At 50.9% G+C, this 15,901-nt stretch carries 12 protein-coding genes; 2 read left to right on the plus strand and 10 right to left on the minus strand.

Annotation, left to right across the window (positions count from 1 at the left end; genetic code table 11):
- The first annotated feature begins 161 nt into the window (after positions 1-161).
- Positions 162-782 carry a class I SAM-dependent methyltransferase gene (locus tag CRO25_RS17820; protein WP_079695890.1) on the plus strand — a complete coding sequence of 207 codons (621 nt, stop codon included), beginning with the start codon at positions 162-164 and terminating at the stop codon, positions 780-782.
- A gap of 155 nt (positions 783-937) precedes the next feature.
- Here the strand turns inward: CRO25_RS17820 and CRO25_RS17825 are convergent, their stop codons facing one another.
- The 7 genes from CRO25_RS17825 to CRO25_RS17855 form a co-directional block, all read right to left on the minus strand.
- Positions 938-2,074 carry a glycoside hydrolase family 88 protein gene (locus tag CRO25_RS17825; RefSeq protein WP_079695891.1) on the minus strand — a complete coding sequence of 379 codons (1,137 nt, stop codon included), beginning with the start codon at positions 2,072-2,074 and terminating at the stop codon, positions 938-940.
- 19 nt (positions 2,075-2,093) lie between these two features.
- Complete coding sequence (locus CRO25_RS17830) at positions 2,094-4,037, minus strand: glycosyl hydrolase (protein ID WP_079695892.1); 1,944 nt, start codon at positions 4,035-4,037, stop codon at positions 2,094-2,096.
- A gap of 19 nt (positions 4,038-4,056) precedes the next feature.
- Positions 4,057-6,075, minus strand: a complete 2,019-nt coding sequence (locus tag CRO25_RS17835) for a heparinase II/III family protein (protein ID WP_079695893.1) — start codon at positions 6,073-6,075, stop codon at positions 4,057-4,059.
- 212 nt (positions 6,076-6,287) lie between these two features.
- Positions 6,288-6,944, minus strand: a complete 657-nt coding sequence (locus CRO25_RS17840) for an SGNH/GDSL hydrolase family protein (RefSeq protein ID WP_076290760.1) — start codon at positions 6,942-6,944, stop codon at positions 6,288-6,290.
- Positions 6,945-7,086: 142 nt separating this feature from the next.
- Entirely contained in the window at positions 7,087-7,419 is a 333-nt protein-coding gene (locus CRO25_RS17845; RefSeq protein WP_079695894.1) for an AzlD domain-containing protein, read from the minus strand.
- On the minus strand, positions 7,410-8,084 hold the full coding sequence (locus CRO25_RS17850; protein ID WP_076290761.1) for an AzlC family ABC transporter permease: 675 nt from the start codon (positions 8,082-8,084) through the stop codon (positions 7,410-7,412). Before CRO25_RS17850 ends, CRO25_RS17845 begins: the two co-directional genes overlap by 10 nt.
- Positions 8,085-8,368: 284 nt before the next feature.
- Entirely contained in the window at positions 8,369-10,342 is a 1,974-nt protein-coding gene (locus CRO25_RS17855) for a methyl-accepting chemotaxis protein (protein WP_079695895.1), read from the minus strand.
- Positions 10,343-10,650: 308 nt separating this feature from the next.
- Between CRO25_RS17855 and CRO25_RS17860 the strand changes: the two genes are divergently transcribed.
- Complete coding sequence (locus CRO25_RS17860; RefSeq protein WP_179132206.1) at positions 10,651-12,006, plus strand: serine hydrolase; 1,356 nt, start codon at positions 10,651-10,653, stop codon at positions 12,004-12,006.
- Positions 12,007-12,125: 119 nt separating this feature from the next.
- Here the strand turns inward: CRO25_RS17860 and nagZ are convergent, their stop codons facing one another.
- From nagZ to CRO25_RS17875, 3 genes are all read right to left on the minus strand, one after another.
- On the minus strand, positions 12,126-13,817 hold the full coding sequence (gene nagZ, locus CRO25_RS17865) for a beta-N-acetylhexosaminidase (RefSeq protein WP_079695897.1): 1,692 nt from the start codon (positions 13,815-13,817) through the stop codon (positions 12,126-12,128).
- A 69-nt stretch (positions 13,818-13,886) separates the two neighbouring features.
- Positions 13,887-15,161, minus strand: coding sequence for a DUF1343 domain-containing protein (locus tag CRO25_RS17870; RefSeq protein WP_256863674.1), 1,275 nt, complete (start codon positions 15,159-15,161; stop codon positions 13,887-13,889).
- On the minus strand, positions 15,161-15,871 hold the full coding sequence (locus CRO25_RS17875) for a hypothetical protein (protein ID WP_079695898.1): 711 nt from the start codon (positions 15,869-15,871) through the stop codon (positions 15,161-15,163). The genes CRO25_RS17870 and CRO25_RS17875 overlap by 1 nt, the downstream gene beginning before the upstream one ends.
- Positions 15,872-15,901: the final 30 nt, after the last annotated feature.

Below are 15,901 nucleotides of genomic sequence, written 5' to 3' on the forward strand. Positions count from 1 at the left end.
GTTCTTTCCAGATGTTTAGACTTTCAGGGAATTTTCAGGGGATTTAGTAGAAATCCATTCATCCGATCTATCGATTTCCAAATGGTTCATACCTGCAAATATTACGCATAACCTATGTATAGTGACTATTTTGAATTCATTTATATGATCGGGGGAGAAACATGAGTCAGCCTTTTGACTACAAAGGATATTGGGAACAAACGTATAGCTCAGGCGAGACATCCGGAAGGGGTTCGTATGGCGTACTGGCTGAATTCAAGGCAGAGGTCGTAAATGGACTGATTCAGCGTGAGGGTATTTCCAGCGTCATTGAATTTGGATGCGGGGATGGCAATCAACTGCAATATATGAACTATAATACGTATCTAGGTGTCGATGTAGCCGGCTCGTCGGTGCGTCTATGCGCCTCCAAGTTTGCTAACGATACCTCCAAGAGTTTCATGTTATATACACCAGGTCTGTGGATTAACCGCGGTTTCCTTCAAGCTGATCTCACCGTCTGTCTGGATGTGCTCTATCATATTACGGATGAAACGGATTTTCGTAATACTCTCTACGACATTCTGCACTCTTCGTCAGCGTGGGTTGTGTTGTACACTCGTTTGAAAGAAAACGGTAATCCAGGAGTTAGCACCATTCAGGACCGAAATATTTTTGACTATCTGTTCGACTATCCCGAATTCAAAGTACATGAAATTATTCCTCAGCGATATCCCGACCAGTCCTCGGCCGACTTTGTCATCTTAAGACGCACACCCGGCATCGAAAATAAATCGGTCTGAGACCAAGGGTGTGCTCCGCCTCCAAGACAGGAATACCCTTTCCCACTAGGAGGCAGGCACACTCGAACGGCTGTATGGTGGGTCGCCTACTCATGCAACTCACGCATACTCGCCGCTTGAAGTGTGACATTCCTGATTCCCTGATTCTCGTTTCTCTAAAATAAACCCGGGCGGCCACGCAGCTTCGCCAGCGCCTCCATATAGAAATAATCGCCGTATATAATCGGCACATTCAAGCCACGACCCTCTGGATAATGCACCGTGCCCTGCATAATTAGACCTTCTTCCGCTGCCGTCTCACCGGAGCTGTAGTTCTCATGCAGCCCGCGGAGGATACGCTCTGCCGCGGCTGCATATTCCTCGCCGCGCGGCGACAGCTTCGCCAGCTCCAACAGGCCGCTTGCGGCAATCGCCGAAGCGGACGAGTCCCACGCCACCTGATGCTCGGCAGGTGCGCGGAAATCCCACACCGGCACGATCTCTTCGCCAAGCATGGCGAGGAAGAAATCGGCCGCCCGCTCCGCTGTCTCCAGATAGCGGGCTTCGCCCGTATACCGGAAAGACAGCGCAAACCCGTGCAACGCCCAGGCGGTACCCCGCGCCCAGGCCGAACCTGGTGCATGGCCCTGCCCGCCATGCTCCTGCAGCTTCTGCCCCGTGAGTGGATCGAACTCCACCACATGGCAGATGGACCCGTCAGCGCGGACGAATTCGCGCGCCACGGTGTCCGCATGCGCTTCCGCCAGGCAGCGGAAGCGCGGGTCGCCGCTCTGCTCGGAAGCCCAGTAGAGCAGCGGCAGGTTCATCATGCTGTCAATGATGGCTACGCCGCGCGTATCCATGGTTGACGAGCTGAAGTTCCAGGCGCGGATGAATTCACCGCGCACGTTAAATCGGGCAGCGAGCAGATTGGCGGCGAGCATACCTCGCCGCCGTCCATCTGCGCTGCCGGTCTGGCGGTAGTTGGCTACGCCACTAAGCAGCCAGATGAACCCGAGATCGTGATCCACCGATTCGGGATCACGCAGACAACCTTCCAATTGCCGCTCACAACTTTCGGCAATGCGGGATAACGGAGCGAAAGCTTCGTTTTCCGGCGACTCGCCATAGACAAGCCATAACAGCCCCGGCCAGAAGCCGGCGGTCCACCATTCGGGATCATTCCGGTCATATATGCCCTGCGGGGCGGTGTGCGGAAATGTATCCTTGATGCGCTTCGCGTTGCGAATCGTTTTAGCCGCTCCTTGCCGCCAAGCTTCCTCCAGCCAGTTCACGGATGTTGATGTATTCATAAACCTATCCCTCCTCTAATCAATGCACTACACCCAATCTGATCGTAAACGTTATACTTCGCCCACCGCTCACTTCCATCCGTGCTTCCTTCAGCAGCCCATTGCGGGATGCCACTGGCTGTTGTTTGAGCTGAATGATGGCTCCTTCATCCAACACAGTGGATTCCACATAAGCTCCCCGGTATTCGCTGCGCATAGTCTGCTTGGAATGAGTGATGACAGCCTGCTCGCGTCCATCACTGAACATCAATGGAATGAGTGCCCCGACAGCCTCAAGCTCACCGTCGAATTCATATGTCACAGTAAGCAAATCCGCCTGCTGTACATAACGGGTGCTCAGTGAATCGAGCCCGATTAGTGGGCCGAGCCATGATACTGTAAATGCATTGGCCTGTTCCTGATGCTTCCCGTCATCTCCCTCTGGGGAGGCTGAATCATCTCGGACCTCTCGATCTACCGTTTCAAGCAAAATCGAACCTCCGCCATCGGCAGGATTAATCCCGGCATCCCGGTCATAATCAGCACCTGACGGAATGCCCTCGGCAAGACTGTGCCAATTCCCATCTGCCGTCTTCCAGACAGGACAATAGCTCAGCGGACTAACTTCCCCTTCCGCAAACTCTGTGAATCCAGATTGCACATGTCCAGCAGCGGATGGACCGATCAGCCCTGACAATCCCGCCTGTTGTATGCGCACGAGACCGGGAACCGTGTATGGATCATTCATAGCTGTATGCAGAATCATTTGTTGACCTGGTACCGAGGCAATGATCGTTTCAAACCATCCATCGGTCTGCAACACCCGGTTGCCTAACTCGGAAGGAAGGTATATTTCCGTTACATCTTCACCAGGATCGCTAAGGCAGGAATGGGCCAGCGCTGCTGCCGTCCACAGATTATAACCCGTATGATTCGTATAGATTTCGTAGCCATGACGCGCCTCAGGGGGATACTCGTTGCGAACTATTTTCAGACGCCCATCATCCATCTTCCAACGCTCCACCGCTTCGAAACACCAATTGGCCGCACGAGCGAACGCCCCAGCCATCACCCGATCTCCAGCCTGTAAGGCCTGTGTTGCATGGGCAGAACATACGTAGGCTGCTGCCGCTTCATTCCATTGATGTTGGGAGCTGCGTCCACGCGGAGGAATCTCCCCCAGCGGTGACAGTGTAAGCAGCGTACTGAATGCACCATGACGTAATTGTTCCTTCAACTCACCAGCGCAGGCCCCGTCATATCCCGCTTCAAGCATGACATCCAGATGATAGCGGGTTGCAATATCATAGGAAAATGGACAATTGGGTCGATCCAGCGGCCCGTCCTGATATAGTCCAAGCGCCGTAAATCGTGGCAGATGATACAGATTCAGATAACGGTCCATCCAATCCGTACCCTCACTGGCGAGATGTTCCCTCAAGCGCAGATATTCTCCCGAGATCATGATGGCGTTCCAGTTAATCATGCGATTGGGATTGTTCATTTTGCTCATTGTAAAAACATAATCTTGTTCTGGCTGTATCTTCTTAAGAGCCTCTGCCCAGACCTTTGCTTGCTCAGGCATATGCGGCTTCAACAGGATGTAAGCTCTCATCATCAAAACGGGGAAAAAGTCCGGGTGATGATCCGGTGCACAACCCTTCACAACAACATCGATGCTGTGTGACAGGGCCGATGCGGCCGAAGCAAGCAGGTCCATATGTCCCGCTTGAACAAGAACCGATGCAGCCATTGCATACGCTGGTGTGGAATAATATCGTTCGGCCTCCGAAAACGGATCAATAATGGCGCCGCTACTGGCCTGGTAAGGTGTATAAGCCCGAACAACACTCTCCACAAGGGCCAATTTGCGAGTCTGATTCCAACCATCTGACGGGGCAGGCCCCGCCTCTTCCGCCAGTGTACGATAATTTTCGAGAGCATCTCTCCATGGATACGTTGATGCGGCTGTATACTTACTCACGTGTGCTCACCTCCATCTTTCACTTTGGTTCAATCGTGAATTTCAGCTCACACATCGTCTCCAGCAGATCGGTTTCATCACTTCCCGCACTGGAGTTATCCGACTGCTCTCGCCATTCAAGTGATGTCCGATAGAATGTAACTGGCACATTGTCATGATCCACCGTATTAATGATCTCTATATCAGCCTGCCATTGGTTTGCATCATACGTCATACATACCGTTGCTCGTTCGCCATGCCATTGAATCTGCCCCTCATGTACCTTCTCAGGTACCTTTCTGCTCATAAACCGCTCCGTCACACTCGGCCGTTGCAGTTCTCCCACCGAATATAACGTGCCTGACGAAGACGCCGCTCTGTTTTTCCATTGAAATCGATCCTTCAGACGCAGTTCTGCCACGCTCCCGACATCATTAGCAGGACCGCTCCAACGCAACTGGCGTGTATAACAAGCAAGCGAAGTTACTTCAGGATAAGCTGCTGTCAGTTCCAAGCAGGCATCCAGTGTACGGTCATCGTCCGAAACCGTCGCCTCAAGAATCTGTGCTTGCGCCTCGCGCCCTGAGCTCTGCTCCTTCCCCTCAATGCTGGGCACACTATGCCCGGACGAACTAATGTGGAACAACTGCTCTCTGCCCGGAGCAAAATAGGCTTGTGTATACAGCCCTGCTCCCGGATCACAAAGAATGTTTTCGCCACCACAATGGATCATAAATTGCCCCAGATCATTATGGTTATGGGGTTCATCGTTATGCCCGGCCTTGACGGAAAAAGCAACAGCGAGAGGTTTATCTCCGGTAAGTTCAGCGCTTGGAGAATCAAGTGCTCCCTTCGCAATCATCCAGCCCAAATCTTCCAAAATGATCACTCGTTCCGCCGGAACAGCCCCCTTTTCTTGCAGGTACATTGCCGGACTGCTCCACATCACGTTGCGCAGCAGGTGAGCCCAACGATGACAGGGATCATCGGTAAACAAAGGAATATGAAACGGCAGATCGATCTGTATACCGAAACGAGATGCCAGAAGTGAGAGCAAACCCGAAGGAATTACTTGCTGCTCCGCACTATCCGAATAATTCACGAAGGTTCCCCCCGACAGATGAACCCGCAGTGGGAAGGCTGCGATCGCCGCTATCTTTGAACCATTCAGCAGATCCAACTCACCTTTACTGTATTCGCGTAGCATGTCGGCATAATAGACGAAATAGCCGACCCCATACACCCAGTAACCAATGCCTTCTGCACAGCCACCATCCATGCCATATCCACGCAGAAATGCCTGCATGGATCGAATCGCCTGACCAACCGATTCCGTCAGAATCGCTTCTTCCTCCAGCAGTAATAGTCCAGCCATGCCACAGCATCCGCTGCACACAGCAGACCAGTTATGCTCTGCATCTTGCCAGTGATAGGTACGTTGTTCCCGATAGAGCGGTGTGAAGATGCGCCGCTCGGCCTCAGCCCTAATCCGCTGGATGATACGTGCGTCCAATCGATCCGCGTGAATCGTCACGATTTCGGCCAGCATATGTACCGTCTCCGCGGCAAACAGATCAATATTACCGTTGACCTGTTCCACTCCCCCCGAACCCAAATGTGCAGGCAAACACCATGTATACTCACCACATACATCCCACAACATATCTTCCAATGTCTCTATCCATCTCGGCGCATTCGAATCCACTGCAAGCAGCGCTATTGCCGCCAGACGTCCCCTGCGTTCAAAGTACGCATCCTCATACAACTTTCGTTCCCCTATATCCCCAAACTTCCGATAAAGACCGAATGACAGCGAAGGCAAGCTTTCGTTCAGAGCACGTTCCCCATAGCTGCTCAGATCTGTGTAAAAAGAAGCTAGCTCTGGTTGCAATAATGCCTTTCCAATGGCATTGATAGAGCAGATTGAGGGTGCTGCTGAAGCAAGCAGAAGCTGCTGACTCCTATTTCTGTCTCGCACCATCCGATGTACTGCCTGCTGAATGACCGTAGAATCCGGGATGCAGATGGAGCTGACTTTACTTTGATTGGTGTTTTCCATTGAATTCACCCTAATCTATATGGAATACGAAACCTTCATTATATGTAACCGATTTCATTTTACCGGATAATGCTGTACATTTGAAGAGTTATACGTTATATCCAACCAAATTAACCACACAATTCCTGCCCCAAATATAAAAAAACGAAGAACCCCCCGGGTTCCTCGTTCCATTCAGCTTTGCAGCGCAGATTTGATATATCCAATGTCTATTAACCAATCGCAAGTGGAGAATTCTGTACAACAGACAGCCACTGACGTGCAATCAGCTCATGACCCGCTGCAGTTGGATGCACACCATCCCATAACCAGTAGGCAGCGTCAGCTTGTTCGAGAGCATCGTTGAACGTTTGCTGCAAAGGTACCCAGACGGCCCCGAACTCACTTGCGAGTTCACGGACCAGATTTTGATACTGCCCGATACGCTCCTGCCATGTGTCCCAAAGCTCCACTGTAGCTCCCGTTTTAAGAATGAACGGCTCCATTAAAATCAGACCGGTATTCGGCATTACTTCCCGTGTTTCCTCCAGCAAATGACGATATGCACGTCCAAGACGATCCGTCACTCCACTAGGTTCGCCATTCATGGTACGCCATGCATCATTAACACCAATTAGAATACTAATCAGATCCGGCTTCAAACTAAAAGTATCCTCGTTCCAGCGTGCATACAGATCGGAAGCGCGGTCCCCGCTAATTCCTCTGTTGTAGAACGTTGGCTGCTTGGCTGCCAGTTCCACACCCAGTTTGCTTGAGATCAGATACGCATAGCCATGCCCGAGAAAATGATTCGGATCATCATTGCGCGATCTTCCCCCATCTGTAATGGAGTCTCCCTGAAAAAGTATAACGGATGAATGTGTACTCATAATCAAAACCGTTCCTTCCTGTATGCAAAATGAAAACCTCAACCCTTCAGTCTCCATTTTATCCCTTTCGGGCGCCACTGGAAATAGCGTTTTCAGAGCGCTATTTTCCAACTGCCTCTCAAGCTTTTGGATCTTTTGCCGCTTATCCTCCCATCAAGTACCGCAAAATCATCATCGCAACAATACCGACAAGTACGGTTCCGAGCAGACTTCGTGTCCAGATGGCTACAGCAATCGTAGGCAGTGCTGCCCACAAGGCTGGATTATGTATAATCGGCACCAACTGGTTGTCCGCCATAAACAGTTCCTGACCGATCAGTGCCGCCATGACCGCCACGGGGACATATTCAAGCCAGCGTAACAACCACATCGGAATCTGTATTTTACTGAACAGCATGAGCGGCAATACGCGCGGGATGAACGTTAACAAAGCCGAGCCCATAATAATCCAGAATACATCCCATCTTACTTCCATCGTTCCATCACTACTCCCATCGTTGCCGCAATGACCGCAGCTACAATGACACTCATGCTGCCAAGCGAAGCCATGCTGGCGAAGATTACACAGATCACGGCGATAATCGCCACATTGATGTGTAATTTTTTATTTTTGCGCTGCATCAGTTGAAGCACTACCAGACCAATAAACATTGCAGGCAGGGCAAAATCAAGCCCAAGCCGCTCGGGATTGGTTATCCAGCGTCCAAAGTAGGCCCCCGCCATATTCGCTACAAACCAGTTCAGATATGCTGTAATGTTCAGACCGTGCATCCAGCGCTCACTCAACGTTTTCCGGCCAATCGCTCGCGTCATCGCCACGCCGAAGGACTCGTCAGTAAGCAGCGAGCCGATCCACATATTTTTAAGCGGCGTCAGATGACGAAAGTACGGTGATACGGCTGCACTCAACAGCAGATGGCGAAGATTCACGAAGAATATGGTGAAAATGATGGCGGTCGCCGAACCACTCGAGGCAAGCATACCAGCGGCAATAAACTGGGCCGATCCAGCGTATACAATCAGACTAAGCAGAGCCGTTTCCGCCAAACTTAGGCCTGCCGTCATTTCAATGACCCCCGCTGCAAAACCAATACTTAAATATCCAAGCAGTGTTGGGATACAGTCCTTAACCCCCTGCATAAATGTAGCATCATCCAGCACCTCTTCGGTATTTGCGGGCCCGGATGTCAGTGGTATGGATTTATCCAAATCCGGTTCATCCCCTCTCCATGTCATCCACATCATGTAGATTACTTTTAATTTAGAAATATACCACAGGATGAGACATTCAGGGAGAGACAGATTCACTTTTACAGAACAGATCCGTTCCGAGCGTTCATAAACCATTGATTAACGATGATCACCAACGAGAAAGAGACTGAAGGGTTTCACCCCCACAGTCTACTTCGAGAAATGCTATTGAACTATAACTTAAATTTCTCGATCAGGCTTTGCAGATCTTCAGCCATACGGGACAATGCCGCAGAAGAAGCTGCAACCTCTTCCATCGTAGCGAGCTGCTCCTGCGCAGCAGCTGAACCATCTTCGGTTCCTGAGGCAATCTGATTGGATAATTCAATGGTGTCATTCACTTCCTTGGACACATAACTCATGCCTCCATCAATCTGACGGGAAGCTACCGACACTTCTCCAGCTTGTGCAGCAACCAACTGCACGGCACTACGAATATTTTTGAAGGCCTCTCCCGCCTCCGTGATCAGTTGTGTACCTTTAATCATACCTTCTCCTGTAAGGGCAAAGGTAGACTGTACCGCATTCGTTTTCTCTTGCATCTCGCGCATAAGTTCATTAATACGTTCAGCAGCACTGCCCGAATTGTTGGCTAGCGATTTTACTTCATTGGCAACGACAGCAAAGCCTCGCCCTTGTTCACCTGCTCTTGAAGCTTCAATCGATGCATTCAAGGCCAGGATATTGGTCTGTTTGGCGATGTTGGTGATCTCGGCCACAATCTCAACAATCTCTTCATTTTTCGCTCGAAGATCCTGAATGACCGCAGCCATGGCCTCACTCTCATCATTCACCTTCTGAATATGAGCAACTGCCTCTTCCACCGTTACCATACCCGCTTCGGACTTGGTAGATGCTTCAACAGCTATGCGAGCGGTGTTTTCGGCACTTGATGAGATCTCTTTGACCCCTATAGACATTTCACCCACGAGTTGCCCCGTTGCGGCGAGACTGGCGTTTTGTCTGTTCGTTCCTGACGCTGCATCCTGCATCAGTTCAGCAACCTGTTCCGTTGCTCTGGATGTCTGTTCAGAACTTGCCATCAGTTCCTCAGAGGATGCCGCTAGCTGGCTCGATGTATCATGTACTTCTCCTAGAACGTTACGCAGCGAAGAGGTCATAGTATCGAAGCTTGCCCCGAGTTGTCCAAACTCGTCACGGCGCATCAAGCCTACCCGAACCGTCAGATCACCCGCGCTTACTTTGGATGCTGCCTGCGTTAACTGCAACAATGGACGGTGAATGCTGCGAATAATGAACACGAGCAGAATAATACCAATAATCAATGAAGCCCCTACCAATGTGTAGGCACGAATCAAAATCGGTCTTACCGCGTCTGCTGCTTCGGATGGCACAATCTCACCAACAATTTTCCAGCCCGTCGAAGGATTCGTATAGAATACAGCCTGCAACTCTTGTCCATCATACGTGTACTTTACAGTTCCTTGGTCTTTCGTATACATCTCATTAATATAGCTCTCATTGGACTGCACACCGGATTCAATATTGTAATGGAACAGAAACTTCCCGCCGTTATCCAGCATATACAGTTTTCCTTCTTCACCAATATGTATCTTATCAACAGATTCTTTTAAGTGATTGAGACTTACATTGGCTCCAAATACCCCTTTCCCATCGGCCAGCTTGGCAGCTGCGGTGACAACCCATTCTCCTGTGGTTACCGACTGGAACGTATCTGAGATAATTGGTTCATCTGATGACATCGCCATCGTGTACCAGCTGCGTTCCCGTGGATCGTAGATTTGTTGTCCGGGGTCAGGGGATTTCATCCAGCTGCCATCTTCAGCGCCGGCGGTTACTACGCCTAGTTCTTTATGAGTCTTGGACATACGGTCCATTTGTTTTTGTAGAGCTGGTGATTTATTGATAATATCTGTTGAATTAATACCAGCTGCGAACTGCGCTGCGTTATCCTTCTCCATATCCAACATCTGACTAATCTGCAGACTGAGCATTTCCGTTTTGGCCTGAGCGGAATGAATAATTTCGGCGTTGACTTGATCTGCTGCTTTCAAATAAGACAACCATCCCACGCTAATGCTCGGCACAATCAGGAACAGGAGCAACGAAGCGATCAGACGTTTCTTAACCGTTAATGTAAACCAATTGCGAATCCTTTTCTTCATTTAAATATCCCCCATCATCATCTTCACCCTTTTTTATCGGACAAACGCAGTAAAAATATTATGTATGGATACTAAAATGAATCGAAATTATATTATTTTTGTTAGGATAGACGAAAATGATGCTCATTCCCCGTTTTGACCCCCTCTTCGAGATCGTTTACAATATCTCATAAGCTGGTTATCCATGAAACGACTGGAAGGAGAGGATTCGAATCTTACGCAAGTCACATGTGCAACAACCTGTTACCAGATTATATTCATCTATGTTCCGTATTCTGTTAGCCCTCATCCTTTGTGCAGGCCCTATTATGGGACAAGCCAGTTTCACGGCATCCGCGGCACAAGAGACGCAAACAGTTCACATTGAAGTGAATGGTCAAGAGCAATCATGGAAAAATGCCCCCCTAATATACAAAGGTACAACGTATGTTCCATTGCGAGATGTTGTTACCTCTGTAAATGGCACCTTGAAGTGGGAGGCTCGTACCAAAACGGCTACGATTACCGTTGGTCGAGACAAGCTCGTTCACCAGGCTGGCAGTGACTTCATTCAAGTTAATCACGTTCGCCTGTCCTCCGGTGTGCAATCCCGCACCATTAACGGCAACCTGATGTTACCTGTCCGAGCCCTTGCCAATGCTCTCAAGGCAGATATTAAAGTGCAACGTACAGCCTCAGGGCAGATGAGTGTTAGTATCCAGACGGACAAAGTAAGCCTATTAAATAGTCAAGTCGCCAGTGTAGACAGCTATTTGCGCGATATCAATTTCCCAGGCATGGCTCTGATTGCTCGCAATGGCGAAGTCCTTCTTCGCCAAGGCTACGGACTAGCAGATGAACAGACGCTGAATCGGCCGGATCAGAAGACCCGAATTGCCTCTCTGAGCAAATCCTTCACCGCAGCCTCCATTCTCAGCTTGGCGGAAAAAGGGAAGCTCGATGTGCAAGATCCAATATCCAAGTACATCTCCGGTATACCAAAGGGAGATCAGATCACGCTCCATATGCTGTTATCCCAGACCTCAGGTATCCCATCCGCCTTTGGCCGGGGTGAAGGCACTTCATTGGAAGAAACGGTAGAGGAAATCCGGCACAAAACATTGAAGTTCGAACCGGGTAGTGCCTATTTGTACAGTAACAGTGGTTATGTTCTGCTGGCCTATGTTATTGAACAGGTATCTGGCATGAGTTATGCCGATTATGTACAACAAACCATTCTGAAGCCGCTCGGCATGAAGAACTCCGGAGAAGCTTCACGCAAGGTCCATACGACTAGCGGATTCGTTTCGGAGAATAAGCAGTGGGTACCTGCTCCTTATTATGTCTCACAATCAGGTTCAGGGACGATCTACTCCACTGTGGACGATTTGCTGAAGTGGGATCGGGCACTGTACACGGACAAAATTCTGAGCCAGGATACGATTGAACAGATGTATGAACCATATTCGGATAAAAATTATGGCTACGCCTGGATTCTCAAAGAAAACGATCAGCATCGTACCGTCTTCCATAACGGTAGCGGCGGCGGTTTCTCCACAGCCTTCTCACGCAATTTAACAGATGATATTACAATAATCCTGCTTGGTAATCATGCTGGCATGGATATGACTTCGCTTATGGATGAAGTCGAGGCTAAGACAGCTAAGGCACTGAATCAGCAATAATTTTTGCAATTATTCATTAGATAGCAGAAGGGACGGTCCATTACAGGATCGTCCCTTCTGCTATATTGGTCTTCATTTTCCAGATCATACTTTCGCTTCGTTCGTCATTTAACGCCTGTCTACTTTATAGATACAGGGAGCTTCCCGGCAAAAGGAATATGCCCCGCCAGCGCCCGAGCCGCGCTAACCATGGCAAGCGGCCTGCTCTCGTACGCTGCCACGTAGACCTGCACCTCCGGGATCGCAAGCAGATCATAGGGACTGCGGAGCGCCACAACAGCCAGCGGCTTGCCTAATTGCTGCAGCCAGCCGATTAACCTGCACTGCGGATCACCAGAGGCACTTCCTGCATTATAAGTCCCCACTATAATCTGGCGAATGTCATCTTCTTCCGCAGCTTGGAGCAGACGAGCAGAGCGAATGGCAACTTCCTCTGGCGTGACTGTTATATCGACTACATCCAGACCGCAGTGCGACAAAGCCGAGCCTAGGGTAACCGCCTGCGTCAGCTGTTCGTCGGCAATCGTTGTCACAGATGTAGCAACCGTTATGACCAGTGTACGTTCCGACTTCAAAGGCAGCATGTTCAGTTGGTCACGCACCAGCGTGATGCTGTTCTCACTGATTCGTCGCGCCACCTCGTGGTGTAACGGTTGGTTGCGCTCTTGGCGTATGGAAGAAGCTGGATCAGTTGATACCTCAGCGAAGAGTGAAGTCGACACCGCAACGTTCACTTCATCATTACCTGTGCCTGTGCCCGTTCCCTTCTCCAGCAGGCCTCGTTTGGCCTTGTACTTCAGCAACCGGGTTACAGATTCATCAATGCGCGCCTCGCTGATTCGCCCGCTCTGCACGGCTGCCAGCAGCGCTTCAAATGCCCCTGCCTGAAGATGAGCCGTGTGGCTGATCAACACCAGATCTGCGCCGGCCTCTACTGCCATCACAGCTGCATCGACAGTGCCATAGTTGGCGGCAATCGCGTCCATCTCCATACAATCCGTTACAATCATGCCGTCATAACCCAGTTCCTGACGAAGCAATCCACTTAACACGGCTCGTGATAGTGTCACAGGCAGACGCTCCGGTTCCAGAGCCGGAAAATAAATATGTGCCGACATCATCGCATCAACACCTGCCGCTATGGCAGCCCGGAACGGAATCAGTTCCACACGCTCTACCCGACCCCGATCATGGGGGATGACCGGGAGATCCAGATGCGAATCGGTATCCGTATCCCCGTGTCCCGGGAAATGTTTGGCTGTCGCTGAAATGCCAGCATCTTGTACTCCCGCAATGCTCCTGACCCCATACGCTGCCACGGACTGCGGGGATTCCCCAAATGAACGCACACCGATTACCGGATTGGCTGCGTTGTTGTTTACATCCAGGACCGGAGCAAAGTTCATGTTAATTCCCATGGATTTCAGCTCCACCCCACTGATATAGGCTGCCTGGTATGCATCCTGGGTGGAACCTGCTGCGGCAATCGCCATCTGTCCCGGCATCAGGGCGATTCCTTCTGTAATCCGGGCCACCATGCCGCCCTCCTGATCAATGGATATCCAGAGCGGCACATTACCGCTATCGACAGCAATACGTTGCAGCCCCGACGATAGCCGCTCTACCTGCTCCGGCGACTCGACGTTGCGTGCAAAATAGATTACGCCGCCAATGGGATACTTTCGCAGAAAAGCATCCACATCACCGGCAGCCTCGGTGCCATGAAATCCACAAAGCAGCATTTGTCCAATTTTCTCACGCAGGGTCATCTGTTTCAGCTTCAACGCGTATATCTCTTTTGGCTCACTCATTCCATGCCTCCTCCCCATGACAAACATCATCCGCACATTACGCAACATTCTATTGATGAATTTCATTCTTTATGGGTATAGCAAAAACGGCTTCCGCCGTTCCTTCCATTCCTCTGCCTCTGCATTCCACGCTTCCATCAAGCGTACTAATTCTTCACGGTCATGAATGATATCCCTGACTTTCCTGCCTCCGGTCAACAGATCAATAAAATAACGGGAACCCGGCTGTGGTGGCTCCAACCAGCGAAATTGCCCCGGATAGAGCGATGCCAGTTCATGCAAAAGCACCAGACCTGTATCTACCGCCCGGAATGCACTGCTGTCTGTCACGAAAATTCTCACACCTCCGCACAGCTCACCTGCATGCTTGGAGAAGGTTGGCGACATGTACACCGGATGCACATGCACACCCTCCAGTCTGTGTTCCCGAAAGCGTTCCGCCAGTCGTTCACCCTCAATCCAGGGTGCCCCAATCCACTCAAATGGGCGGGTCGTGCCCCTGCCCTCTGATACATTGGTGCCTTCGAACAGGCAAGTACCCGCATACACCCGCACACTGTCCAGCGTGGGCATATTGGGAGAGGGGAGCATCCAGGGAAGCTCACAATCCGTAAACTCCATGGAGCGCTGCCATCCTTCCATTGCAATGACATCCAATTCGCAGGGTACGTCCATCTCACTGTTCACCAACAGAGCCAATTCACCGACCGTCAGTCCGGTGCAGACAGGAACACGCCAAGCGCCAACGAGTGATTCATACCCCGCGCTCAGCAGGCCGCCTTCCACCGCGTCTCCGCCCAGCGGATTGGGGCGGTCCAGCACCAGCAGACGTTTGTCTGCTTCGGCACAGGCCTCCATCATGTAGAACAAAGTGGATGCATACGTGTAATAACGAACGCCCACATCCTGGATATCAAACAGCACCGTATCCACCTCAGCCAGCATCGCAGATGTAGGCTTCTTGTGTTCCCCATAAAGGCTGAACACAGGGATGCCCAGACGTGGGTGCACCGTATCCCCGAATCGGACACCAGCCTGAAGCTCACCATCCAGACCGTGCTCACACGCATAAAGCGCAGTAAGCTGGGCATCTGCCAACCCGGCACACACATCCACCGTAGAGACAAAATCAGCCGTAATTCCCGTGGGGTTTGTCATCAGGCCAATACGCGCATTCGTTAACCATGGGTGGGATAACCCGCTGGACAAAAGATCTGCTCCAGTGCTTACCCTGGCTCTCCGCTTGAATCCATCCCGCCTGATGCCATCCCTTAGCCTTGGTTCCTTGCATACGTCACTATCATTGCATCCGTCCATCGTTCCCTTTACGTTCGTAGTGCCCATCACACATTCCCCGGGCTGATCCACCCCGTATGTTGGTGGTCATTGCCGCCAGATGTGACAGGTTCCTCTTCAGGTTCAAGCACATTAAGGGCGACCTTATGCTGATAGATGGCAAACATGCCCGCGAACAACGCTCCGAAGCCAACAACCGTCAGCATTAGCAAAGCCGTCAGACACAGCGCCTGAAAACAGGCTCCCATCGTGTACCCCGGATGACGGAAGAATAGCTTCACACTTTCCCCCATCGCCTGAATGATGCCCATGTTTTTTTGCAAAACAAGCTGCCAGGTATAGAATTGCGACATCAGCGCCATGAGGACGAAGAACGTTTGGAACATGCTCACCGCTGTGCCTGTAATCCCGCCCTGTCCGCCGTAATACCACCAGGTTGACCAGAGAATGAAGCCAAGCACGGCGAAAAGCACACCTACTGCCCCTCCCGGGATGAATCCCTTCATCGTTCCTTTCCAGATATCCTTAAGCCCATTGCGGCGTTCCTTGCGTTCCAGCCTGTGATGCACGGCATAACTGACACCGAACAGGATTGGCATATAAATCACGGCCAAAAGCAGCACCGCGATTGGCAGCGGAGCAAACATCAGAATGGGTACCAGCACGATGGAGCTGACAACACTGTACAGGGCCACCGGAATAATATCCCGATAGATTTCCGCCCCCGACTTGACCAACACTTCACTCAGCTTACGCATCCCCACACTCCCTTTCTTGCAGCTCGTTTC

Source organism: Paenibacillus sp. RU5M (assembly GCF_900221055.1).
Taxonomy (GTDB): Bacteria; Bacillota; Bacilli; order Paenibacillales; family Paenibacillaceae; genus Paenibacillus; species Paenibacillus marchantiae.